This window comes from Thermostichus sp. OS-CIW-20, assembly GCF_054061455.1.
In genome coordinates this window covers 1-24305 of sequence record NZ_JBSSEF010000040.1, presented here as the reverse complement: position 1 = coordinate 24305, position 24305 = coordinate 1, and the positions used below count along the sequence as shown (strand labels likewise).

Sequence of the window (24305 nt, the reverse complement as noted above, 5' to 3'; positions counted from 1 at the left end):
GGTGGGGTCACCGTTGAGCAGTTGAAGAAGTATGTCGAGCAGCAGGCAACGCCCAGATTGTGAGACTCAGGGGCATTGAACCCCTTCGTCTCACCTCTTATCCTCCAGCCCGCCAAGCTGCGCTGTGGCGGGAGTACCCCAGAGGTTCTGATGGAAGCCACCTAGGAGGCCCCGCACCACTAGCGCCAATGCAGCTTTCTTTCCAAGAGCAGTTTCCCTGCTCGCGCCAGCGGGACGGAGCCCTCAGAGCCCCTAGCTTCAGCCGCGGGGTAGTTTACCGCAATCCCCAAAAGAATGGCTTGACCCTGCCACTAGAAAGGGGCTCTCTCTAATTCCAGTCGGAGCGAAAGGATTTGAACCTTCGACCCCCACTACCCCAAAGTGGTGCGCTACCAAGCTGCGCTACGCCCCGACGCACCTAAGCCAGAGAAAATCTCTGGAGGTGCTTTACCAGTTTAGCTTCTAGAACCGGATCCCGGCAAGTGCAAGGCCTTGGTTACCGGATCCTGTAGAACACATGCTAGCATAGCTGAGCTGTCAAAATACCACACGCCCGAACTACCGGGTGTCCTCAACGGGGATCCGTTCGGGCGGAGGCTAACCCGTAGGAGATAACCAACTCATGAGCGTAGTCAGTTTGCCTCAACTGCTGGAGGCAGGGGTACACTTCGGCCACAAGGCCAGCCGCTGGAACCCCAAGATGCGGCCCTACATTTTCGCCGAGCGCAACGGCATTCACATCATCGACCTGGTGCAGACGGCCCGTTACCTCAACGAAGCCTATGAATACGTGCGGGAGGGGGCCGAAAAGGGGTGGCGTTTCCTGTTTGTCGGCACCAAACGCCAAGCCGCCGGGATCATCGCCCATGAGGCCACTCGCTGTGGCAGCTACTACGTCAACCAGCGCTGGCTGGGGGGCATGCTCACCAACTGGGCCACCATCAAAACCCGCATCGACCGCCTCAAGGAAATCGAGGAGATGCAGAGCAGCGGCCTGCTGGATCGCCTGCCTAAGCAAGAAGCGGCCCGCCTAAAACGGGAATTGGCCAAGTTGGAGAAGTACTTGGGCGGCATCAAAACTATGCGCAAGCTCCCCGACGCGGTAATCATCGTCGATCAGCGGCGGGAGGCCAACGCCGTTCAGGAATGTATCAAGCTCAAGATTCCGATCATCTCGCTGCTGGATACCAACTGCGATCCTGACCTGAGCGATGTCTTCATCCCCTCTAACGACGACGCCATCCGAGCGATTAAGCTGATTGTAGGCAAGCTGGCCGATGCCATCTACGAAGGGCGACATGGGCAGCTCGACACAGTCGAAGAGGATGAGTACGACTACGAGGGGGCCATGGACATGGATCTAGAGGATGACATTCTGGAAGATGTGGAGGATGAAGAGGAGGGGGATCCCGAGCAGGGAGAGTAACCCTTGGGCCGAGGGTGGGGATCCTGGGTGGTTCGAGTTGCTCCCTGTCCATCCTTTCTCCAGAAGCCTGTATCCTTAAAATCCAGATTCATCCTTTGTTCTGCTCCTGCCTATCCTCTGCATCCGGTCACATCCTTTCTGCCTCTTTGTACGATGTGAGATTTGAGGAACCCTCATGAGTATTGATGCCAAATTGGTCAAAGAGCTGCGCGAAAAGACGGGCGCAGGCATGATGGACTGTAAAAAAGCCCTGGAAGAGTCCGGTGGCGATATGGAGAAAGCCATCACCTGGCTGCGGCAGAAAGGGTTGGCAGGGGCAGCCAAAAAGGCCAGTCGCGTGGCGGCTGAGGGGGTTGTCGATAGCTACATCCACTTCGGCAACCGGATCGGTGTGTTGGTGGAGGTGAACTGCGAGACGGATTTTGTGGCCCGCAACGAAGACTTTAAGAAGCTGGTGCAAGATATTGCCAAGCAGATTGCCGCCTGCCAAAGCGTGGAGTACGTCAGCATTGACCAGATCCCTCCCGAAGTGGTGGAGCGGGAAAGGGCCATCGAGATGGGCAAAGAGGATCTGGCCAGCAAGCCTGAAAACGTGCGGGAAAAGATCGTGCAGGGCCGCATCGAGAAGCGCCTGAAAGAGCTGTCCTTGATGGATCAGCCCTTTATTAAAGATTCCTCGATTACCGTAGAGGAATTGGTGAAGCAGCACATTGCCAAGCTAGGGGAAAACATCCGGGTGCGGCGGTTTGCCCGCTTCGTCTTGGGAGAAGGGATCGAGAAACAAGAAGCGGATTTTGCCGCTGAGGTGGCCGCTCAGGCCGGTCTCAAGCCAGCACAGCCAGCGCAAGTGGCAGAAGTTGCAGCCGCTCCTCCCGCAGAACCTGTGGCTGACCAACCTGCTGCCGAACCTCCAGCAGAGTCCGTTGCCCCAGAACCCGCCGTCGCAGAATCTGCTGACGCAGAGCCAGCGCCTGCTGCTGAGGGCAAGCCCTCCAAAAAGGGCTCCACCAAGAAGAAGAAATAAGCCCATTCCACGCTGCGGATGGATCCCTGAATTCACCCCGATTGGTGGAAGCAGCCTACTCGGTGGGCCTCTCCACCCTGAGGGGGGCTGGCTAGGTGGTGACTTCCTCACGGGAAGCGTCCTGGGAGGGTATTTGGGGCTTTCCTCCCTTTTTGCCTTGGCACGGCAAAGTGTGAACTGAAGAACAGCTCTTTTGATTGCTGGCCATGAGCTACCTTTTGCGCAATGTGCTGATTCCCACCGCCACCGGCTACGAGACTACAGATGTCCGCATTGAAGGGGAGCGGATCGCTGCCATCGGCAAAGAGCTGGCGGCAGTGGGCCCAGATGGCGTAGAGCTCGATGCCCACAACAAGCTTTTGTTGCCCGGCTTTGTCAACGCTCACACCCACTCTTCGGAGCTGTGGCAAAGAGGGATCATCCCGCCCTACCCGCTGGAGCTGTGGCTGGCACAACTGCACGAGTACGCGCCCCCGGATCCAGAAAAGATTTATCTCAGCGCCCTGGCGACAGCGGTGGAAACCTTGCTCAGTGGCGGCACGACCGTAGTGGATCACCTAATCCTCATCCCTGGCCAGGAGCTGGCCACCCTCGAGGCGGCGGTGCGGGCCTACCGAGAAGTCGGGATCCGCGCTTTCATCGGCCCCCTGCTCCAGGATCAAGCCCTCTCTCAGGGGTTGCCCAGCGGCTCCTTTTCGGATCGGGAGCTGGAAACCTATCCTCTCTCCACAGCGGAGGTGTTGGCCATTGTGGAAGAGGCAGTGCAGCGCTTTCACCGGCCAGAGGAGGGCATCACGCTGATGGTGGCCCCCACCGGCATCCAACTCTGTTCTGACAAGCTGTTTGAGGGCTGCGCGGAGTTGAGCCAGAAGTATGGCCTCCCCCGCCATGCCCACCTGCTGGAAACCCGCGCCCAGCAGAGATTGGCCCAGGAAAAGTACGGCTGCAGCGCAGTCGAGCACCTGGAGCGCTTGGGCTACCTAGACCGGAGAACCTCGCTGGCCCACTGCGTCTGGCTTACCGATGCCGATATCGAGATCTTGGCCCGCACCGGCTCTACGGTTGTCCACAACCCCTTGAGCAACCTGCGCCTGGGCAGCGGCATCGCCCCCATCCTCAAGTACCGGCAGGCGGGGGTAAACGTGGCCTTCGGCTGCGATGGGTCAGCCAGCAATGACTCCCAGGATCTCCTGGAGGCCATTAAAATCGGCACCATCCTGCACAACATTACGGATCCCGACTACCGCCACTGGATCTCGCCGCGGGAGAGCATCGAGATGGCCTCTCGCGGTGGGGCCATTGGTCTAGGGCTGGGAGAGGAGCTGGGATCCCTGGAGGTGGGCAAGCAGGCGGATCTGGTGCTTTACGACCTCACCCAACTGTCGCTGTTGCCCCGCACGGATCCCATTGGTCTACTGGTGCTGGGCCGGCCCACCCAGGTGGTGCACAGCGTCTGGGTCAGGGGGAAGCGGGTGGTGGCCAACGGCGAGGTAACGACGGTGGATGTGGCCAAGCTGCGGCAGGAGCTGTTCGCTCACAGCACCTGGGATCCCTTCCGTCGCTCGCAGCAGGCAGCACAACTGGAGGCCCGCTACCGCCAGGTGATGGGTCTGCCAGAATAGCCCTAGAATTGTCGGGGCCGACCGTGGGAGCAGCAGCCGATTGGGCCAGAGCCACCGAGCAGGTGAAGCGGCAGGCGCTGGCGCTGGGCTTTGACAAAGTCGGCATTGCCAGCGCGGCGGATCCCCCTGACTTGACGAGCTTGCGGGCCTGGCTGGCCGCGGGCATGGCCGCCGACATGGCCTGGATGGCCGATCCCCGGCGAATGGATCCAGAGCGGGTGCTGCCGGGAGTACAATCTCTGGTCTGTGTGGCCCTCAACTACTACACCCCCACCTGCCACAGCCGGGATCCAGCTAAAGGCAAGATCTCCCGCTACGCGTGGGGGCGGGACTACCACCGCGTGTTGGGACGGCGGCTGAAGCAGCTCCACCTCTGGATGCAGGCCCAGTTTCCGGACTACCGCGGTCGATTCTACGTCGATACCGGCCCAGTGGCGGAAAAGCCCTGGGCCATGCAGGCGGGCTTGGGCTGGATCGGAAAAAACGGCCTCTTGCTTACCCGCGAATACGGCTCCTGGGTATTTCTGGGGGTAATCCTGACCACTCTCCCGTTGATCCCCGACCGGCCCCACACCGCCCACTGTGGCACCTGTAGCCGCTGTCTGGAGGCCTGCCCCACCCAGGCCATCGTCAGCCCAGGGGTGGTGGATTCCCGCCGCTGCATTGCCTACCACACCTTGGAAAGCCACGCCGAGCAGATCCCTGCCGAGATCGCCCAGAACCTACACAACTGGGTGGCCGGCTGCGACATCTGCCAAGAGGTCTGCCCTTGGAACCAGCGCTTTGCCCGGCCCAGCCGGATCCCCGATTTTCAGCCTTACCCTTGGAATGTTGCCCCCGATCTCCAAGAACTGGCGCGGATTGGCGACGAGGAGTTCGACCGCAGGTTTCCCGCCTCTGCCCTGCGCCGCCTCAAGGCCCACCGGCTGCGCCGCAACGCCCAAGCCGCTCTCAGCGGCCATTCGGGCTCCACAGCCCACAGCAACGATTTGGAAGCCCATACTCCCGTTCCTCACCCTGAAGCGCTCCGCGCCGCTGACGCGAACGGGTAGAGGGCGGGCTTCATGGCTTACGCCACGCTTCGCGAACAGGGATCCCTGCTATCGCAGCGGGCGTTTCCTGAGCTTTAAGAACGGGATGCCCCACCGCTCTGGATTTGATTCCCCTCGCCAAGTTGTGATCCCGTGACAGGCTTAGCCCGCAGTAGGGGCAATCGTGCCACCTTTCGTGGAGTTTTTTGGGAACCACCTGACCACACCCAGAACACTCTTGACTCATGCCGTTTGGATTCCCTGCAATCGTCAACAGCCCAGCTCTTTCAGTCGTCCACGCCCTAGCACCCCCTATTGGCTTCCCCTCTTCTCAGACCCTAACCCTGCCTGGATAACGATTACGAAGACTATTACCCCAGCTACCGGCACAACCTACTGCAATCCGGGTGGAAACCCCTGTACCGCCATTTCGATGCCGAGTATTCCTGTGCGGGATCCCTGGGCGTTGGCCGAAAAATTTTTGGAGATGTGTGCAGCGATATTGCCAATGCGGTAGGACGTAGAGAGTACAGCGCGCTTCTCAACTTTCAGAGAATACCTGTTACAAGATCGAAGGGTTTTGGAATAGCGTCACTCCACCTCTGCCCAGCCCCGACCATACAGTATTTCATGATCAGCTCTCCACGCAGACGCCGATTCAGCAGCAGGTGAGCCGGGATCAAGTTCCCATCGATGACGTTTTAAGGCGCCTGCAGGAAATGACCGTTCTCAGAGTTTTAGCGCATCTGGGGCGACTGGTGCAGTTGGCGCAATTCCATATGGAGCGCTACTTCTACCATCCAGTCGAGCGGTTCAGCAGTTGGGAGGAAATCAGCAGCCTGGGCACCACCTATGCCTTCTGACCGGAGCCGCAGATTTGGCTACAAGTTCAGGCCACCTATCACAACTGCCGCCGCTACACCCTGCTGGGCGTGGCTCTCAGGCCCTTGTTCGCAAGGTTACTTACAATCTGGCAGTGATGGTGAGCGGCTACCAAAGCCGGATCGGGCAAATCCACAGCCCCTATCCAATCAGTTCTTTTCCCACCGAAATTCAGGCCTTTGCAGCTTCTACAGCAGGAGCGATTGGCGGTCTTGGTGCACGGGATCCCGGGTACGGGCAAAACCGGATGGACGCAGGCAGTGACCCACGAGCTGCTGGGGCCCCTGCGCTATGCGGTGCTCATCTTGGATCACGAAGCCGTGCAGGAGTTCATCGCGCCCCCCTACCTGGAGGGGGTCTGCCTGATCATCAACGAAGCCGATCACCTCGCCCAAGACCGAGCCAGCGAGGTAGCCCAGCAGAGCACCAAAACCGAACGCATCCTCAGCCTGTTAGATGGCACCCTTCACCAAAGCGTGCTCGCTCCCGATTATCTCGACTGCGAGCAGAGGTTGGTGGTGTTAATGACCTGCAACACGACCGAGCGCCTGGAGCCGGCCGTTTTGCGCCAAGGGCGGGTGGACTTGGTGCAGGAGTTTACCCACCGGTTTGCTCGAGCTGCTATCGGCAGCCACCTGTTCTCCTCTCCGGACAGGTCAGGGGAGCAACTGAGGCCAATCTTCGATTTGGGTCAGGCTGGGGTGGGCTAGGTAGCCCGCAGTTGAACCGGCATGACCAAATAGCAGAGGCGCGTCGCTCCAATCGGCTTCCAGATGGCCGGCTGGGTAGCGCCGTTCAGCTCCAGGCTCACCTGCTGTGTATGAAACACCTTAAGGGCCTCCAGCAGGTAGCGCACATTAAAAGCCAGCTCCAGGTCAGGGCCGGACATCTGTACCGGCAGAGATTCCTCGCCGCTGCCCACATCGGGCGCCTCGGTGCTGATGCGTAGGGTTTGGGTTGCCTCAGAAAGGTTGAACTTGATGATGTCGTTCCGCTGGGCAGCAAACACCCCCACTCGCTCCAAGGACTCGATCAAAGGCCGACGCTCCAGGGTTACATGCCGCTCAAATTGCCGGGGGATCAGGCGGTTGTAGTCGGGGTACTGGCCCTCCAAAAGGCGGCTGGTAATCCGCTGCTGGCACTGAGCGCTGCCGGCGCCAGGGGGCAAAATAAATTGCACCTGCGACCGGTCAAACCGCAGTTCCACCGCGGAGGCGGCCGTCTGGGCGCCGAGGATGCGCTCCACCTCTCGTAGAGTCCGAGCGGGAATGGTGAAATCCAGCTTCGTCCCCCCAGCCGCCAAATCAACTGGGATCCCTTCCGCCTCCACCTGAACTATCGCCAGGCGATGTCCATCGGTGGCCGCAAACTCCAGCCGCGGCGGATCCCCGGTCAAGAGCTTGACATGTACACCCGTAAGCACTTGCTTGGTGTCATCACCGGAAGCGGCAAAGAGGGTTTGGCCAATCCCTTGCAGCAGGCTCTCGATGGGCAGCTCAAGGATCTGGGCGGCTAAGCTCTCCTCCTCAGCATCGGCATCGGCAGTACGGGGCGCTATCTCGGGCAAGGTGGGATACTCTTCCGCAGGCATGCCGCGTAGCTGGTACTGGCCGGCGGCCGATGTAAGGGTCACGGCAGCGCTCTCCGGCACTTGGCTGAGGCCGATCGGGCCGCTAGGCAAACGGCTGACGATGTCGCTGAGCAGCTTGGCCGGCAGAGTGGTGCGACCGGATCCCTTCACCTCGGCCTCGAACTCGCTGCGAATGCCCAAGTTCAAGTCAAAGGCCGTCAGGGCAACCCGCTGTGCCTCTGCACTTGCCTCTACCAGCACGTTGGCCAAAACTGGCAGGGCAGGACGGCTGGCAACGGCTCGGCTAACTGCAGCAAGGTGGTGGCTGAGCTCAGCTTGCTCACAGGTGAAGCAAAGACAACCGGCAGGTAGGTCGACAGCCTTGCCGAAGGACTCTGTCCTGTTGACGGGGAAGGGATCCCCAGACCTGCCGTCGCGCGGGGCAGACGCGGGCGATCCGGTTTCGACTTCCCAATCCGCAGGACGTTGAGCTTGCACCATCAGGGGACTTGCGAGCTGAATACGCCTATCCTACACCGCCTGCTTCCCACGGATCCCTCCCTGCCCAGACGAGTTTTGCAAAAAATTTTCCTCGCGCGCGCAGGATAAAGTTAAAAATCACGATCCCTACCCAATTTAATTTTTTAATCTAGTAGTAGTAGGGGCTGTGGAAACTGTGGAAATTGATCGGAAAAACCTTGCGCCACAAGCTTTTGATCGTATTCCCCACCTGTGGAAAAACTGTGGATAACTTGGCCAACTTTCCACAAGGTATAAATACTCTGTGGATAACTCGGGAGGTTTTTCCACAAGTTTTCCACAGATTTTTGAAGTTTTCCACAAGTTTTCCACAGGCTGAGGGGGATGAAAATGTTGCTATTCCCTGACAAATTTATAAAACTTAACGTACGACCAGTGTGGGATGCTCTAATCTAGTGGTTCGTTGCTCTAGATGTGGTCTGGGGATCCCATGAAGGCTGGGGGCGGCCTTCGGGGGATTTCCACAGGTTTTCCACAGGCTGCTCGGGAAAACCGTGGCAGCCTGCGGGAGGCTGGCCAGGCCCGCCAGACCAAAAGCTCGCATTGAGCTCAGGTGCGGCTGAAGCTGCTGACCGCGAGCTTCGGTTTGGCATGGTTACTGTCATTTCGGCCTCAGCCGGAGCAGTTTGCTTATGCTCAACTGCCCATAGCAAGTCAGGGTCGCTTCTCCAGAAGCGTGGATGCCTTGCTTCAAGATGAAAACGACCGTTTGCAAACGGCGGTCAAAGACCGATTGGCTACCGCCCAGCCGTCAGGGTAAAAGGATCCCCCACTCAATTTCAGGTAGTCTCTTCAAATTGCTCTTCGTTTGAGTCTTCAGTTACTTCTTCCGGTTGCAGCGGGGCCTCTTGGCAGCGCTCCATGGCCTGAAGCAGAAGGGCTTCCCCTTCTTGCAAGGTTTCGATGCGACAGAGAAGGGCGCGAAACTGAGAGGCGCCGGCAAAATCCTTGATGTACCAGGTCATGTGCTTGCGGGCCTGACGGATGCCACGTTCTCCCTTATACTCCCAGAGGCCCCGCAAGTGTTCTAAAGCCATTTGAATCCGATCCAGGGGGGTAGGAGCCGGCCTTTCTTGGCCGGTTTTCAGGAAGTGATCGATTTGCCCCACCAGGAAGGGGTAGCCCATCGTGCCGCGGGAGCACATCACCCCGTCGGCTCCGGTCTCCTCCAGACACTTTACCGCTGCATCAGTCGAGAAAATATCGCCGTTGGCGATCACCGGAATGCGTAAGTGCTCTTTGACCCGGCGGATCCAATCCCAGCGAGCCTTGCCGCTAAAGCCCTGGGCGCGTGTGCGGCCATGCAAAGTAAGCAGTTGCGCTCCAGCCTCCTGCAGCCGATGGGCAAAATCCAGAATGTTGATCTCCTGATCTGACCAGCCCAGGCGAGTTTTCACTGTAACAGGTACAGGTACAGCCTTGGCCACCGCTTCCACAATCCGGGCTGCCGTGTCCGGCTCCCGCAGCAGTGCAGAGCCGCCGCCGTTTCTGGTAATCTTGTTTACTGGGCAGCCCATGTTGATATCCACCAAGGTCGCCCCCTCATCCACGGCCATGCGAGCCGCTTCGGCCAAAAAGTGGGGCCGGCAGTCGAACAACTGGATGCCGATGGGCTGTTCTCCTTCACCCACTTCCATAATGCGGGGCAGCTCGCGGGCATAGTGCAACCCGGTGGCGTTCACCATCTCGGTGTAGACCAGGCTTTGCGGGGCAAAGCGGCGTACCAACCCCCGAAACACTTTGTCGGTTACGCCTGACAGGGGTGCCTGAAAGACACGACTAAAAACCTTTACCCCCCCAATCTCAAGGGGCTGGGCCATTCGAGCTTGCAATTGCGGCGAAAGCTGCAGGCTCATCGGGATCCGGAGAAAGCAGACAGCAACTTACCCTTCTTTGTTGACAAAGTAGAGAAGGCCTAGGATGCGCGCTTGTTTGATGGCTTTGGAGACTTGCCGCTGCTGCTTGGCAGTCAGCCCCGTGATGCGGCGGGGCAGGATCTTGCCGCGCTCGGTTACAAATTTCTTGAGCAGCTCAACATCGGTGTATTTGATCGGCTCTCCCGGTTTGATGGGAGACAGGCGGCGACGAGCGTAAACCATAGGTCAGGAGAACGGTAAAGCGTCTTGAACTATTTGATCTCTTTATGGACGGTGTGGCGGTTGCACTTGGGGCAGAATTTCTTCAGCTCCAAGCGGGCCGTGGTGTTACGGCGATTTTTGGTGGTGGTGTAGCGGTTTACCCCCGGAGAACGTTTGTTGACGTTGGTGCGGCACTCCGTACATTCCAGGGTAATGATGATGCGGGCACCCTTTGCTTTGGCCATAGTGGATCCCAAGATGGAGGTGAAAGTCGGCTCGAGATCCCCAAAACCCCAGCCAACGAGGTTGGAGATGGGCTACCTCGCAAGCGCGATCACCAATTATCCAACTTTTCTTTGACGGAATCAACCCAGTTTTTGACTTGCCTGCCGGTTTGTTGGCGGAGGGCGCGGGTGTTCCGATCCACGTCCCTGCTCAGGCGCTGCATCTGTCTGGAAAGATCGCGCACAGTTTCGTTGCGCTGAGCTTTGCGCAACAGGTCGCGAGCAGCGGACTTGACGTCCTCGGCGGCTTCTCCCTCCAGAATTTCCTGCAGCAGCCGCAGGGCTTTTTCATCCAGGTGGTAGCCTCGCTCCGATTCCACCACCAGGGTGCGTCCGGCGCGGTCGTGGATGCTCTGGCGTTTTTCTTTATCGAAAAGGGCGAACAGGCCATCGGCAGCCAAAGGCACCAGCAGGGCTTCCGTGAGGATAAACAGCGAGAGCACCCCTTCGCGGGCCAGGGAGCGCACCAGATGGGGTGAGGCCTCGGTTTCGGGATCCAGGGTTTTGAGGTTCAGCAGCCATTTGCCGAGGCTTTGGCCGGCGGGGCGGGATTGGAAGTAGCCGCGGTTCACCAACCAGGTGGCAAAAAAGGCGATGTAGCCGGTCATATCCACGGCGCCCGCATCGGCTCCCACCAGGGAAGCCAGGCCCTGCGCCAGGTAGGAGACCCCCAGCCCTAGCCCAAAATCCAGGGCAAAGGCTCCGATCCGTTTGCCCCAGGGGGCCAGTTTGGGCAGGGTTTCCTCAGCCTGGGGGACGCTGGCTGCTTGAGAAGCCGGTCGCTCGGCTTGCACAGGAGGCAGAGAGGTGGCGGGGGGCAAGGCGCTGAAGGCCTGCCACTCGCTGGCGTTTTGCTCCAGTTGCTCGGTTTTGGGCCGTTCGGGATAGGGTCTGGGATCCGTCATCGCAGGTTGAGGCTGTCGGTCCTATCATTCTAGCTAGCAAGGCAGGTCTAGACTCCCACCGGCAGGGGAGCGGGGCTGCGGCGCGGGATCTCGTAGGTCATCCGATCCCGGGCCAGGATGGTGTTGGGAAAAATGGCCCGGGCTTCGGCCAGCAGGTCTTCCAAAGTGATAGGGCCCTCTGAGGTGTAGCGGGGGCTGAAGTGGGTGAGGATGAGGGTCTGGGCCTTGGCTTCGGCGGCCACCCGCGCGGCCATGGCGGCGGTGGAGTGCTTGGCGCGCTCGGCTAGCTCCCGATCCGCTTCGGCGTAGGTGGCCTCGTGGATGACCAGATCGGCGGCGCGAGAGAGATCGACGGCGTTGCGGCAGAAGATGGTGTCGGTGCAGTAGGAGAACTTGCGCCCTGGGATCGGAGCCCCTACGTAATCTCGCCCGTGGAACCAGCGGCCTTGCCAGAGGATGGATTGGCCGGCCTTGAGCTGCCCGTAGAGAGGGCCGGGCGGGATCCCGTCTGCCTGGGCTTTGGCCACGTCGAAGGTGCCGGGCCGGTCTTGCTCCACCACGCGGTAGCCGAAGGCGGGCACCCGGTGATCCAGGGGGGCGCAGAAGACCCAGTACTCGGGATCCTGAAGAATGAGCCCTGTTTCGACGGTGTGAACCCGGAAGGAATAGGGAATTCGGCTCTCGCTGTAGCGCAGCACCGTCTTCAGGTACTCTTCCAGGCCGGGGGGGCCATAGATGTCGATGTGTTGGGGGGTGCTGCCCAGGCCGCAGGAGGCCAACAGCCCTGGCAGGCCGTAGATGTGATCCCCGTGCATGTGGGTGATGAAAATGCGGCGCAACTGGCTGGGGCGCAGCTCGTCTAGCCGCAGCAGTTGGTGTTGGGTGCCCTCGCCACAGTCAAACAGCCACCATTCTGACCGCTGCGGAAACTGCACCGCCACGCCCGAGACATTGCGCTGGCGGGTGGGCATGCCGGAGCTGGTGCCCAGAAAGGTAACACGAATGGCGTTGGGATCCGTCACAAGGGCAGAACGTTAGGCTTGAGGAAACGGGATCCCTAGCTTATCAACTGTTCCTGCCGCGCGAGGGGAAAAGGCGGCCCAAAACCCCTGTTAGGATAAAAGTAAGTGTCAGCTTTCCCGCCATGATCACCTTGAGCGAGAGCGCCATCCAAGAGCTAAAGCGGCTGCGCAGCAAGTATGAGAAAGAGGGATCCCAACCCATCTTGCGCCTGGGGGTAAAGCCCAGCGGCTGCTCCGGCCTCTCCTACACCATGAACTTCGAGCCCCAGGCCAACCCTGACGACCATACCTTTGACTTTGGCGAGATTCGGGTGGCGGTGGATCCCTTGAGCATGACCTTTATTCAAGGGCTGACTGTCGATTTCTCCGAGGATCTGTTGGGGGGCGGCTTCCGCTTCAAGAACCCCAATGCGGTGGCTAGCTGCGGCTGCGGCACTTCCTTTGCCACTGCCGAAACCGCCGCTGCCGTCGGCCACTGATCACGTCCTGCCAGAGGGCTTTAGGCTGGGCAGGCGCAGCAGGAAACATGTCCACCCCGCCTCGCTGGTTACTCGAATGTGACCCTGGAGGCGCTCCACCCATTGCTTCACCAAGGCCAGCCCCAGGCCGCTGCCCGGCTGGGCCCAGGGATCCGCAGTGGGCACCCGATAAAAGCGCTCGAACAGGCGGGGCAACTGGTCGGGCGGGATCTGAGCGGTGTTGCCGATCCTGAACTCAACCCCTTCAGGGATTGGCTGAACCTCTAGACGAATCGTGCCACCTGGCTGGGTGAACTTGCAGGCGTTGTCCAGCAGCTCTTTGAGGATCTGGGTCAGGAGCTGCCGATGGCTGTAAAACCGCCAGGGGGAGGGGGGCAGATCCCCCACCTGCAGCGTGAGGGAGCGGGCCTGGGTGCATTGCTGCACCGACTCGATCAAGCTGTGCCAGAGGTGGGGCAGGTCAATAGCTGCAACGGCAGAGCCCAGGTCTTTCCCTTCCAGGCCCTGCAGATCCAATAGGCGGTTGGTGAGCTGGATTTCGGCCTCGCACTCCTGCAGGGCAATGTCATGGTATTGCCGCTGCTTCTCGTTGAGGGGGGTGCGGCGCAGGAGTTCCAGGGCCAGCTTGATCTTGGTCAGGGGGGTGCGCAGCTCGTGGGAGACGGTGGCCAAAAAGTGGTCTTTGAGGCGGTTGAGCTGCTCCAGATCTGCCACCTGGCAGGCCAGTTGGGCGGTGCGCTGCTGTACCTTGGCTTCCAGTTCCTGGTTAAGCTGCTGCAGACGGCGCTGGGCCTGGTTGGCTTGCAGCAAGTGGCGCAGCCGCCGCTTCAAAACCGACCAGTGGATGGGCTTGGGGATGTAGTCGCTGGCGCCAGCTGCAAAGGCCTCGTTGACAAAGGTTTCGTCTTCCAAAGACGTGACGATTAAAATCGGCAAGTCCGGGTTTTGGGCGTGGAGGCGGCGGCAGCACTCAAACCCATCCAGATCCGGCATCACCGCATCGAGGAGCACCATGTCCGGCTGATAGCGGCTTGCAGCTTCTAGACACGCCAAGCCGCTGTCCGCTTCCACGAGTTGGTAGCCCTCCCGCTCCAGGGCGTAGCGAGTCAAAAGCCGCTGGCTGGGCTCATCGTCCGCGATCAACAACAACGGCTTCTTTTCAGGAGAGGGGGATCCCGCCTGGGCCTCAGGAACCGCCGGCGAGCTGGCCGGAGGGTGGGGATTGGGCCTCAGCATAGGCATCGAGAGGAGAGCATGACTCTAGTCAATAATAAGCTCAACTATACTGAAAATAATGTATAATATGTTCAGTACGGATTACTACCAGTTGATCTTTCTGTTTACTTTCGAGTCTGCCAACATGGTAGCCAAAGCAAAGCAGAAAATTGGTAGTAAGACGACACGGAAACTGCGCTTTGGGTATTCTACTCAAAGCTTTGCGGGATACCGCCATTCTGGTTGGAAACAAACAGAATGCTATCGCTGCATAGTTGAACAGTGATGTTCAGCAGTGTTCAGCGTAAATGTATCAGACTGAGGATAACTTGCCGATATGCCACTTCTAGCTTCTGCACGGCTTGCTCTATAGTGTCCCATTTTACAGAACTGGCTGGCTCGGCATGAACCAGCTTTTCCAACTGCTGACACAGCTCAGCCAGACGTTTGGCGCCCAGGGTGCTGCTGCTGCCCTTGAGGCGGTGGGCCAACCGAGCAATGGCTTGGGGATCCCGCTGCTCTAGGGCCTGCCGCAGGGATCCCAATAGAGCTTCGCTGTCCTGCCGGTAGGTTTGGATCATCTCCTGCCAGGCTTCTGGAGAGCTGAAGACTGCCCGCATCTGGGCGAGGATAACGGGGTCGAGGGGCGGATCCTCTTCTTGGCTGGCCGGGATGGGAAGGGGAAGGGATCCCTGAAGAACCCGGACTAGGGCGGCTGGCTCCAAGGGTTTGGTTAGATAGCCATCTACCCCGGCAGCTTCGGCGGCAGCACGGCCTTCCGAAAACACATTGGCCGTGAGGACAACAATGCGAGGCTGGCGCTCAGGAGGCAGCTCAGCACGGATGCGACGGGTGGCCGCAAGACCATCCAGCTCCGGCATTTGCATATCCATCAACACCAGATCGTAGGGTCGCAGGCGCAGAGCTTGGACGGCTTCCAGACCGTTGCCGACTACGTCGGGCCGGTAGCCCAACCGCTCCAGCATGAGACGAATCACCTTCTGGTTAACCGGGTTATCCTCTGCCACCAGGATCTGCAGTGGGTAGCGGCTGGCCAGGGTCGCGTCCCAAATGGAGGGAGGAGCGGCGGGAGAGGAAGATAAGGAGGAAGGAGCTTTTTCTCCCACAAGCCCCAGCAGCAGCTTCCGCAGTTGGGAGGCTTTGACCGGCTTGGCCAAAGTGGGGAGAGGGTCTGCTGTGGAGATGAAGTTGCGCCCCGTCAGCACTAGCGGTAACAGGCGGGGTTGCGCTGTCTGCAGGTCAGCCGCCAGGGTCAAGCCATCCCGGTCTGGCAGGGTGGCATCCAGAAGGGCCAGGTCAAAAGGACGAGTTCTAACTGCAGCCTGGGCTTCTGCCGCCAAGGCACAACAGGTTACCTCCATGCCCCAAGCGCTCAGCAGTCGGGATAGCAACTGCCGTTGACTGGCGTTGTCTTCCACCAGCAAAACCCGCTTGCCGGCCAAGCACGGATCCGGTGCGGCGGTTGGCAACAGCTCCTGGTCTGGCCTCTTTAGGGGGATGCGAAAGCGAAAAGTGGATCCCTGGCCCGGCTGACTTTCCACCCCGATTGCTCCCCCCATGAGCTGGCAGAGACGCTGGCTGATGGCCAAGCCCAGGCCGGTGCCCCCAAACTGGCGGCTGATGGAGCTATCCACCTGGCTGAAGGGCTTGAAGAGGCGATCCAATTTTTCCGGGGGAATGCCAATGCCTGTATCCCGCACCTGAACGTTGACCCATTGCTTTTCAGGATCCCTCTCCCCGGCCTCGACGGTCACCACCACCTCTCCCTGGGGGGTGAACTTGATGGCGTTGCTGAGCAGATTGGCCAGGATTTGGCGCAGCCGGTTGGGATCCCCTATCAAGGTTGGCGGCAGGTTGGGATCCACCCAAGCCACCAGTTCCAGATCCTTGCTCTGGGCTTGGGCTGCCATCAGATCCAGCAGCTCTTCCACCAACTGCGGCAAGGAAAAGGGTATTTCCTCCAGTTCCAGTTTTTGGGACTCAATCTTGGAGAAATCGAGGATGTCGTTGATTAGGTTCAGCAGCACCTCGCCTCCATAGCGGATGGTCTGCACCCAGTCCTGCTGCTGCGGATCCAAGGAGGTGTCCAGCAGCAGGTTAGCCATTCCCAGGATGGCGTTGATGGGGGTGCGGATCTCATGGCTGATGGTGGCCAGGAACTCGCTCTTGGCGCGGCTGGCGGCTTCGGCAGCTTCCTTGGCTGCTTTCATCTGCTCTTCTGCCAGCTTGGCTAGGGTGATATCCCGTCCGGCGGCGTAGAACAGGGATCCGGCCAAAGAGGCTCGCCACTCGATGAAGCGATAGCTGCCGTCCTGAGTGCGGTAGCGGTTGACAAAGTGATCCAGCCGTTTCTCTTCGACAAGCTGCTGCATGGCCGCCTGCGTGGCGGGGACATCTTCCGGGTGAACCCACTCCAAAAAGGGTCGGCTCTGCAGCTCCTGCAGAGAATAGCCCAGCGTAGTCTCCCAGGCTCGGTTAAGACGGCGAAAGTACCCTTGGGCATCGGCAATGCAGAGCAAATCCAGAGCTACCGAGAAAAACTGCTCCAGCTCCGCTTCTGCCGACTTGCGGGCAGTGATGTCCACCGCGGTAAACACCCAACACGGGATCCCGCGCAAGACAAGGGGCTGCACAAACACGTCTTCCCAGACAACCTGGCCATCCTGCCGCTGCCATTGCCACTCAAAGCGGGCGGATCCCTGCTGGCGGGCTTGCTCCAAGTAGGACTGCAGCGAGAACTCCCCGCCCCGAAGAGCCTGGCGATAGGGAGACTGCTCGGAAGCGTCGAAGGCTCGCAGCTCCTCCAGGCTGGAAAACCCGTAGGCGGCAATGGCTTGGGAGTTGGCCTCCAGGATCTCGCCGGTCTCGGCATGACGGATGAGGATGGCCACAGCGGCATTCTCAAACAGCGCCCGGAACTTCTGCTCGCTTTCCTGGACGGCCTGCTGGGATCGCACCCTGTCGGTTACATCGCGGACGATCACCACCACCTCTTGGGGGTTGAGGGGCACAATGCGCACCTCTTCGTGGCGGGTCTCCCCTTCAATCTCGATGCTTTGGTCGTAGCGCTGCCGCGTCTGGGTAGCTATAGCCTGCTGAACAAAGAAAAGCCGCCGCTCGGCCAATTCCGCTGGCAGGACCTCTTGGAGGGATCGGCCCACGTAGGTGTCGGGTGAGCCATAGGGAAGAACCTCGCCCCCCGAGATAAAGCTCAAGCAAATGCCCTGGCTGTCCAGGCGAAAGATCAAGTCGGGAATGGTCTCTATAATGGCCCGCTGGGTGGCTTCCATTTCTCTAAGGGCCAACTCCGCCTGTTTCCGCTCGGTGATATCTCGCACCAGGATGTAAATTTTGTCTCTCCCGTGAGCGACAACGCAGGCTCTCCGATAGCAGCGGATCCCCGGCTCAATCTCAACTTCGTACTCTAGGTACTGCGGCGTCTGGCTGACCAAGGCCCCCTCCGCCAGAGATGGATACTGCTCTTTCAGCGAGCCAGTAAACACGTCTTGGGCGCGGCGACCCACGTAAAACTCAGGCGGATGTCGGGTGGGAACGTAAGGGGAAGGCTTGCAATGAAGAATGACTCCCTCGGCGCTGAGCTCAAAAATCAAGTCGGGAATGGCCTCGTAGAGGGCGCGGTAGCGAGACTCGCTTTCCTGTAGAGCCCGCTCCATCTTGACCCGCTCGCTGATGTCGCGGCTGGTGATGAGGATCCCGTCTCCCACCGGCACCACTTGGTGATGGATCCAACTGGCCTTCAAGCCCGGCTGCCCCGAAATGGGGAACTCCTCTTCCAGAGGAATGCCGGTTTCCACCACTCGCTTGTATTTCTCAAAAAAGCCCCCCCAGCGGTTGATGGGCAGCAGCTCGCACAGCCGCTGGCCGATGATCTGCCGGCGCTGGAGGGAAATGAGCTCTTCCCCCTTGGCGTTGACATCCACAAAGACAAAGTCGCGGATCTCGCGGGTAACGGGATCCCGCACCGCCTCCAGCAGGTAAATAGCATCCAAGCTGGCTTCCAAGGCTGCCCGAAAACGAGCCTCTGGGCTGGGGGTGCCTCTAGGAGGTTGGAAGGGAAATCTTCGAGAAAGGGATCCCAGGATCCCTCTGAAGACAGAAAGCGGCTGACTTTCCCCCAGGCTGACGCCAAGCAGCAGGAGAGCCAAGAAGAGGGATCCCAGCAGCCAAAAGGCAAGGCCAGAGGGATCCACCAGGCCCACCGTTTTCCCTACCGCCCATATCTCTCTGTGCATAGAACCCAGAGATTCCTGCCCCCTTTCCACAGTATCCCAGCAAGTCTTTCCAGCTTATCTTGGAGGTCAAAAGGGGAAGCTCAGCTAACTTGCGGAAATGGCCTCTATGCAATGGGCAGGATTCCTCAAGAGTGGCTTTTTGGGGAAATGAGTCTTGGCTCAAAGCTTTGTTTCTGGGTGCAGTAGGGAGAGAGACTCTTTATTGTGAAGATGCTTTATTGTGAAAATAATTGTGAAGATTCAGCGGGATCCCTGGCGCCAGCGGCGGTAGAGTTTTTCCAGATCCACCCAGACCATCACCACCGTGCTAAAGCCCAGGCAAATGAGCAGTTCTGGAAGGGTCAACTCTTCTGTCCCGAAAAAGTTGCGCAGGAAGGGCACATAGAGCAGGGCCAACTGCAACAGCAAAGTGGCCAACACGGCCCCCAGCAGGTAGGGGTTGGAAAAGGGGTTCATCTCGAGGGTCAGCTTGTCGTTGGAGCGGGCTGCCAGGGCATGGCCCATCTGGGCAATGCACAGGGTGGTGAAGACCATCGTGCGCCAGTGGGGGATATAGGCTTCCACGATGGCCATCATCAGGATCGTGGAGATGGCAAAGACCACACCGATGCGCACCATGTAGGCACCGAGCCCTTGGGCAAAGATGCTCTCTTTGGGGTTGAAGGGGGGGCGCTGCATCACCCCTGGTTCTGCTGGCTCCATCGCCAAGGCCAGGGCGGGCAGGCCGTCGGTTACCAGGTTCATCCACAGGATCTGCAGGGGCGTCAGTGGCACGTCCTCTAGGCCCAAGATAGGGGCAGCAGCCACCGTCAACACCTCGCCGATGTTGCTGCCCAGGATGTATTTCACGAAACGGCGGATGTTGCTGTAGACCACCCGCCCTTCTTCAATGGCCGCCACGATGGTGGCGAAGTTGTCGTCCAGCAGCACCATGTCGCTGGCCTCTTTGCTGACGTCGGTGCCGGTGATGCCCATGGCAATGCCAATATCTGCCTGGCGCAGGGCAGGGGCGTCGTTGACCCCATCCCCGGTCATGGCTACAAACTGGTTTTGTTTTTGCAGAGCTTGGACGATGCGCAGCTTGTGTTCGGGGGCAACACGGGCATAGACGTTGACCCTTTGCACCGTCTGCAGCAGCTCCTCAAAGCTGAGCCGAGAGAGGGTGCGCCCGTCAATGGCTTGGCCCTCCGAGTCGAGAATGCCCAGCTCGCGGGCAATGGCCACAGCGGTCAATTGGTGATCGCCGGTAATCATCAGGGTGCGGATGCCGGCCTGGCGGCAGCGGGCTACTGCTTCCCGCGCTTCGGGCCGCGGCGGATCGTACATGCCCACCAGCCCCAGCCACACCAGGTTGCGCTCGATCTCCTCCAGGTTCTCCGGGATCCGCTGCAACTGCTGGGTGGCCACCCCCAAAACCCGGATGCCCTGGGCCGCCAGGCGGTTGTTGGCAGCCAGAATGGCTTGGCGCTCGGCTTCTGACAGCTCCTGCCAGGTTCCGCCTTTTTGGATCTGGGCGCACTGCTCCAGCACCAGCTCCGGGGATCCCTTGACGTAGACGCGGTAGCTGCCCTCCTCCTGCACCACCACGCTCATGCGCTTGCGTTCCGAGCTAAAGGGGATCTCCTGCGCGCGCGGGTGCTGCTCTTGAAGGGAAGCTTTCTGCAGGTTGGCCTTGGCAGCAGCCACCAGCAGGGCGGCCTCGGTGGGATCCCCTAGGATCGACCAGGTGGGGGCAGCGCCCCGTTGGGCTGGAAGACTGGCCTGCAACAGGGCATCGTTGCAGAAGACCACCGCCCTGAGAAGGGCCTGCAAATCCGGGGCGCTCTGGGGATCAATGGGCTGGCCGCGGCAGTAGAAGGATCCCTTGGGGATGTAGCCGCTGCCGCTGACCTGGTAGTGGCGCTCCGGCGTGAGGATGTCGGTAACCACCATCTTGTTCTCGGTGAGGGTGCCGGTTTTGTCGGAGCAGATGGTGGTGACGGATCCCAGGGTCTCTACAGCCGGCAGGCGGCGGATGAGGGCGTTGCGGCGCACCATGCGTTGGGTGCCGATGGCCAGGGTGACGGTGATCACGGCCGGCAGCCCCTCCGGCACCACGGCTACGGCCATACTGAGAGAGATTTCCAGCAGCGAGGTGAAAGGCGCCATGCTGCCGGCCTGCAGCAGCCCCACGATCACCACCAGCGCCACCAAGGCCAGGGATCCCGACACCAGCACGTTGCCCAGCTGGCTCATGCGCCGCTGCAGGGGGGTGGGCTCGTTTTCCACCGTTTGCAGCAGGGCGGCCACCTTGCCCAGCTCCGTGTTCATACCGGTGGCGGTAACCAAGAGGATCCCGCGCCCCTGCAACACCTCGGTGCCCATGAAGGCCATGTTGCGCCGTTCCCCCAGCTCCGTGTCTTCGGGGAGGACACAGTCAGCCTGCTTGCTAACCGGTACCGCCTCCCCTGTCAGGGCCGCCTCCCGCACCTGCAGGTTGACCGCTTCCGCCAAGCGCCCATCGGCCGGGATCTGCACCCCGGCTTCCAGGAGCACGCGATCCCCTGGCACCAATTGGTTGGCGGGGATCTCCTGCCACAGGCCGTCCCGCTGCACCCGCACGCTGGGGGAGGCCAGCTTTTTTAGGGCCGCCAGCGCTTTTTCCGCCCGGCTTTCTTGTAAGTAGCCCAGCAGACCGTTGAGGCCGACGATCAACAGAATGGCCAGAGCATCTTTGGGGAACTCGCCTTCCTGCAAGTCCAGAGTCGCTGAGATCGCCGCCACGGCGATCAGCATCAGCAGCATGACGTTGCGGAATTGGTCGAGGAAAAGCTGCCAGGCGCTGCGTCCAGGAGAGGAGATTAGCTCGTTGGGGCCGTATTCCCGCTGCCTCTGGATCACCTGCTGGGTAGTCAGGCCAGCATCGGGATCGGTCTGCAACTTCTGGATAACAGCAGGAAGAGGGAGGCTATGCCAGGCCGTAGCAGAAGCACCGGCGGATCCAGAAGCTTGGGCCATCGCAAACACTCCCAGGGAATGGACAAATTCTACGTTAGCTCTCGAAGCTTTCCATAGAGGAAAAGGGGTCCCCATTTCCCTAGTTTCGTGGCAAGGTGGGGACAGAGGCCCCCTGGAGACTGCTATGGCGAGCAAAACTCCCACTCGCGATGTTCAAGTGGCCGTCATTGGCCCGTCCACTCTGGTTTTGCGCTCCCGCACCTGGGATCGCCTCAAGTTTGAGCTGGAATATGCCCGGCAGCGGGGCACCACGGCCAACAGCTACCTCATCCAGGCCCGCCAAACCCTGCTCATCGATCCGCCGGGGGAGTCGTTTACGGACATCTTTCTGGAGGAGCTGGCCCAGCACCAATACCTGCAGCGGCTGGACTTTATCCTACTGAGCCACGTCAACTTCAACCGCATCGCTACCCTCAAAGCGCTTCTGCCGCTGGCCCCCTACGCAGTGGTGCTCTGCTCTAAGCCCGGATCCCTCACCCTGCGAGCGGCCTTTGAAGGCATGGAATCCCCAACTCCTAGCCGTGACGAAGAGGAGGCTGCCGATTTTGGCATTGCCTACGGAACTAACCAGTCCTTTCGCCTGCGCGTGATCCGAGATGGGGATCGCCTGGATCTGGGGGAAGGCCACGAGTTGCATTTTCGCACCGTGCCCACGCCCCGCCACCCCGACGCCCTCTGCACCTACGATCCGGCCACGGGGATCCTCTTTACCGACAAGCTGTTTGGCGCTCATGTGTGCGACGAGCAGGTGTTCGACGAGCATTGGCGGCAGCTCAGCGAAGACCGCCGCTACTACTTTGACTGCCTGCACCGCAGCCAAGCGCCCCAGGTGAAGGCAGCCCTGGCCAAGTTGGAAGAATTCCCCGCCCAGATCTACGCTCCTGCCCACGGGCCCCTCGTGCGCCACAGCCTGCGGCGGCTGCGCTTGGACTACCAGCTCTGGTGCGAAGAGGATCCCTTGGAGCAGCGGGTGGCCCTCCTGTACACCTCCGCCTACGGCAACACCGGCTTGATGGCGGTAGCCATTGCCCAAGGCTTGGAGCGGGCGGGAGTTACGGTGGAGCGGATTAACTGCGAGTGGGCCACCCCTGAAGAGATCGCCCAGGCCTTGGAGCGCTGCCAGGGGTTCATCATCGGCTCGCCAACCCTGGCCGGCCATCCCCCGGTCCAGATCCAAACAGCCCTGGGCCTGATTCTCTCTTCCGTTCCCACCAGCAAGCTGGCCGGGGTCTTCGGCTCCTATGGCTGGAGCGGCGAGGCCGTGGATCTCATCGAGAGCAAGTTGCTCAATGCCGGCTTTACCTTGGGGTTTGAGACGATCCGCGCCAAGTTTAAGCCCACCGCCGAAATCTTGGAAGCTTGCCAAGAGGCGGGATCCCAATTTGCCCAAGCCCTGCGCAAGGCCAAGCGAGCTCGTGCCCCCCGCCAAGGCGGTGTTGAAACTCAGGCGGATCGGCTGGCGCAGGCCCTCAGCCGAGTGGTGGGATCCCTCTGTGTGGTGACCGCCTTGCAGGATGGGATCCCGCGCGGCTTTCTCACCTGGTCAGTGGCCCAGGCCAGCTTCAATCCCCCCGGCCTCACCCTCTCCGTGAGCAGGGAAAGCGAGGCAGAACTGCTCACCCATCCGCAAGCGGCCTTTGTGCTCAACATCCTGCGGGAGGGCAAAAGCAGCAGCCTGCAGCGACACTTTCAACGGCCTCAACGCCCTGGCGAAGACCGCTTTGCCGGCCTGGCCACGGCCACTGCCGAAAATGGCTGCCCGATCCTTTTGGATGCCCTGGCTTACCTGGAGTGCCGTGTCAAAAGTTGGATGGAGTGTGGCGATCGCTACCTCATCCATGCCGAGGTAGAGCGCGGCAAAGTGCTGGATCCCACGGGGGTTACCGCCATGCGGCGCGGGTAATACTGGTCTCAGCTCTCAGGGGGTGTCATTGACCATGCAAGACATTTTTGAGGCGGTCTTCAAAGCTCCTGCCCAGATTGGCGAAAAAGTTGTAGACGTAGTCTTCGATACAAGCAAGTTTGTCGGCCAGGTTAGCGGGGCCGTTGCGCAAACTGTCATTGGTACGGGTATCGAGACCACCCAAAAAGCCGCAGAAATTCTTGCTGAAACCGGCAAAGCCACTTTCCAAGTTGGCCAGAAGGTTACAGAAACTCTTGTTGAAGAAGTTGTCCACCATGAGCCTTATCTGATCCCTATTGAGCCCTCCCGGGGCTGGGACGAAGCCCTGGTTTTCATCAACGGTTTTCTCAGCGAAGGTGAAACCCAACCTTGGAAAAAAAAGACTGTTGTGGGAAACGCTCCGACGTGCCGGATGGCGGGGATCCCTGTACTACCTCTGGTGGGACGCTTCCAGTCCTGTAAACTTGACTTTATCTGCCCTGAAGCTAGGGGTAGGACTACTTGCCCATTGGGAAGCTCACAAAGCCAAGGCCAAGCAAGTGGGACTGGACTACGCCTACCCCCTGCTCTCTGCTCTGCCAGAAAAGCAAATTACCTTGATGGGGTTTTCTTTGGGAGCGAGGGTAGCCTACTACATCATGCGCGGTTGGCCACAGACTGCCGATCGACGTCTTAAAGATGTTATCTTGCTCAGCGGTGCCGTTAGAAGACAAGCCGATAAGAACTGGAGTTTACACGTAGAAAATATCACTGGAAAGTTAGTCAATATCTACAATGAAGACGATTTGGTTCTGGCCTACGTCTTCAAAGTACCTTCCCTCAACCGCAGCCCCTGTGGGATCAAGCCGATCAAAGAGTTCCACCCCAGAATTGAGAGCCTCAATGCCACTCACTTAATCGGCTCTGGGGAGCATGACTCTAGTCAATGATACGCTGGACTATACTGAAAATAATGCCAAGTATGTTCAGTATGGCTGCTTGGTATGGCTAGGTATGTAAAACCGAGAGAAGCGGCGGATTATTTTGGGGTGTGTCTCCACACCTTGAGGCGAT

17 protein-coding genes, 1 tRNA gene and 4 pseudogenes are annotated in these 24305 nt (G+C 59.8%); 10 read left to right on the top strand and 12 right to left on the bottom strand.

What is annotated here, in order from left to right; all coding sequences use genetic code 11:
- Nucleotides 1-338: 338 nt before the first annotated feature.
- A tRNA-Pro gene (locus ACVWXC_RS11985) sits at nt 339-412 on the bottom strand.
- A gap of 210 nt (nt 413-622) precedes the next feature.
- Between ACVWXC_RS11985 and rpsB the strand changes: the two genes are divergently transcribed.
- From rpsB to queG, 4 genes are all read left to right on the top strand, one after another.
- On the top strand, nt 623-1426 hold the full coding sequence (gene rpsB, locus ACVWXC_RS11980; protein ID WP_011430474.1) for a 30S ribosomal protein S2: 804 nt from the start codon (nt 623-625) through the stop codon (nt 1424-1426).
- Nucleotides 1427-1601: 175 nt separating this feature from the next.
- Complete coding sequence (gene tsf / locus ACVWXC_RS11975) at nt 1602-2450, top strand: translation elongation factor Ts (RefSeq protein WP_457392943.1); 849 nt, start codon at nt 1602-1604, stop codon at nt 2448-2450.
- 206 nt (nt 2451-2656) lie between these two features.
- A complete protein-coding gene (locus tag ACVWXC_RS11970; RefSeq protein ID WP_099813171.1) occupies nt 2657-4072 on the top strand; it encodes an amidohydrolase in 1416 nt (471 codons plus the stop codon).
- 8 nt (nt 4073-4080) lie between these two features.
- On the top strand, nt 4081-5124 hold the full coding sequence (gene queG, locus ACVWXC_RS11965; RefSeq protein ID WP_276307354.1) for a tRNA epoxyqueuosine(34) reductase QueG: 1044 nt from the start codon (nt 4081-4083) through the stop codon (nt 5122-5124).
- A 10-nt stretch (nt 5125-5134) separates the two neighbouring features.
- Here the strand turns inward: queG and ACVWXC_RS11960 are convergent.
- A pseudogene (locus ACVWXC_RS11960) lies at nt 5135-5392 on the bottom strand (zinc ribbon domain-containing protein); the annotation flags it as partial.
- A 59-nt stretch (nt 5393-5451) separates the two neighbouring features.
- On the opposite strand from ACVWXC_RS11960, the pseudogene ACVWXC_RS11955 reads away from it, so the two are divergent.
- Nucleotides 5452-6596, top strand: a pseudogene (locus ACVWXC_RS11955) (AAA family ATPase); the annotation flags it as partial.
- Between the two features lie 95 nt (nt 6597-6691).
- Here ACVWXC_RS11955 and dnaN read toward each other — a convergent pair.
- The 6 genes from dnaN to rnz all read right to left on the bottom strand — a co-directional run bounded on the left by dnaN (nt 6692) and on the right by rnz (nt 12384).
- Nucleotides 6692-8056 carry a DNA polymerase III subunit beta gene (gene dnaN / locus ACVWXC_RS11950; protein WP_099835900.1) on the bottom strand — a complete coding sequence of 455 codons (1365 nt, stop codon included), beginning with the start codon at nt 8054-8056 and terminating at the stop codon, nt 6692-6694.
- 818 nt (nt 8057-8874) lie between these two features.
- A complete protein-coding gene (gene dusB, locus ACVWXC_RS11945; protein WP_240530973.1) occupies nt 8875-9951 on the bottom strand; it encodes a tRNA dihydrouridine synthase DusB in 1077 nt (358 codons plus the stop codon).
- Nucleotides 9952-9978: 27 nt separating this feature from the next.
- Nucleotides 9979-10194, bottom strand: a complete 216-nt coding sequence (gene rpsR, locus ACVWXC_RS11940; RefSeq protein WP_011430485.1) for a 30S ribosomal protein S18 — start codon at nt 10192-10194, stop codon at nt 9979-9981.
- Between the two features lie 29 nt (nt 10195-10223).
- Complete coding sequence (gene rpmG / locus ACVWXC_RS11935; protein ID WP_011430486.1) at nt 10224-10418, bottom strand: 50S ribosomal protein L33; 195 nt, start codon at nt 10416-10418, stop codon at nt 10224-10226.
- 89 nt (nt 10419-10507) lie between these two features.
- The gene (locus ACVWXC_RS11930) at nt 10508-11362 is read right to left on the bottom strand and encodes an RDD family protein (RefSeq protein ID WP_228375219.1); all 855 of its coding nucleotides are present in this window, start codon (nt 11360-11362) and stop codon (nt 10508-10510) included.
- A gap of 47 nt (nt 11363-11409) precedes the next feature.
- On the bottom strand, nt 11410-12384 hold the full coding sequence (gene rnz / locus ACVWXC_RS11925) for a ribonuclease Z (protein ID WP_011430488.1): 975 nt from the start codon (nt 12382-12384) through the stop codon (nt 11410-11412).
- A 122-nt stretch (nt 12385-12506) separates the two neighbouring features.
- On the opposite strand from rnz, the gene ACVWXC_RS11920 reads away from it, so the two are divergent.
- Nucleotides 12507-12863, top strand: coding sequence for a HesB/IscA family protein (locus tag ACVWXC_RS11920; protein ID WP_457392949.1), 357 nt, complete (start codon nt 12507-12509; stop codon nt 12861-12863).
- On the opposite strand, the gene ACVWXC_RS11915 is transcribed toward ACVWXC_RS11920, so the two are convergent.
- On the bottom strand, nt 12864-14099 hold the full coding sequence (locus tag ACVWXC_RS11915) for a hybrid sensor histidine kinase/response regulator (protein ID WP_457392952.1): 1236 nt from the start codon (nt 14097-14099) through the stop codon (nt 12864-12866). It lies immediately after the preceding gene.
- A gap of 70 nt (nt 14100-14169) precedes the next feature.
- Between ACVWXC_RS11915 and ACVWXC_RS11910 the strand changes: the two are divergent.
- Nucleotides 14170-14353, top strand: a pseudogene (locus ACVWXC_RS11910) (hypothetical protein); the annotation flags it as partial.
- 24 nt (nt 14354-14377) lie between these two features.
- On the opposite strand, the gene ACVWXC_RS11905 reads toward ACVWXC_RS11910, so the two are convergent.
- Entirely contained in the window at nt 14378-18352 is a 3975-nt protein-coding gene (locus tag ACVWXC_RS11905) for a PAS domain S-box protein (RefSeq protein ID WP_457392955.1), read from the bottom strand.
- Between the two features lie 240 nt (nt 18353-18592).
- On the bottom strand, nt 18593-21349 hold the full coding sequence (locus ACVWXC_RS11900; RefSeq protein ID WP_011430492.1) for a cation-translocating P-type ATPase: 2757 nt from the start codon (nt 21347-21349) through the stop codon (nt 18593-18595).
- Nucleotides 21350-21473: 124 nt separating this feature from the next.
- Here ACVWXC_RS11900 and ACVWXC_RS11895 point away from each other — a divergent pair, with 124 nt between their 5' ends.
- On the top strand, nt 21474-23252 hold the full coding sequence (locus tag ACVWXC_RS11895; protein ID WP_457392959.1) for a flavin reductase: 1779 nt from the start codon (nt 21474-21476) through the stop codon (nt 23250-23252).
- Nucleotides 23253-23277: 25 nt separating this feature from the next.
- On the opposite strand, the gene ACVWXC_RS11890 is transcribed toward ACVWXC_RS11895, so the two are convergent.
- The gene (locus ACVWXC_RS11890; RefSeq protein ID WP_414508282.1) at nt 23278-23529 is read right to left on the bottom strand and encodes a hypothetical protein; all 252 of its coding nucleotides are present in this window, start codon (nt 23527-23529) and stop codon (nt 23278-23280) included.
- Nucleotides 23530-23638: 109 nt separating this feature from the next.
- Here ACVWXC_RS11890 and ACVWXC_RS11885 point away from each other — a divergent pair, with 109 nt between their 5' ends.
- The gene (locus tag ACVWXC_RS11885) at nt 23639-24181 is read left to right on the top strand and encodes a DUF726 domain-containing protein (RefSeq protein ID WP_457392962.1); all 543 of its coding nucleotides are present in this window, start codon (nt 23639-23641) and stop codon (nt 24179-24181) included.
- A gap of 54 nt (nt 24182-24235) precedes the next feature.
- A pseudogene (locus ACVWXC_RS11880) lies at nt 24236-24305 on the top strand (IS607 family transposase); the annotation flags it as partial.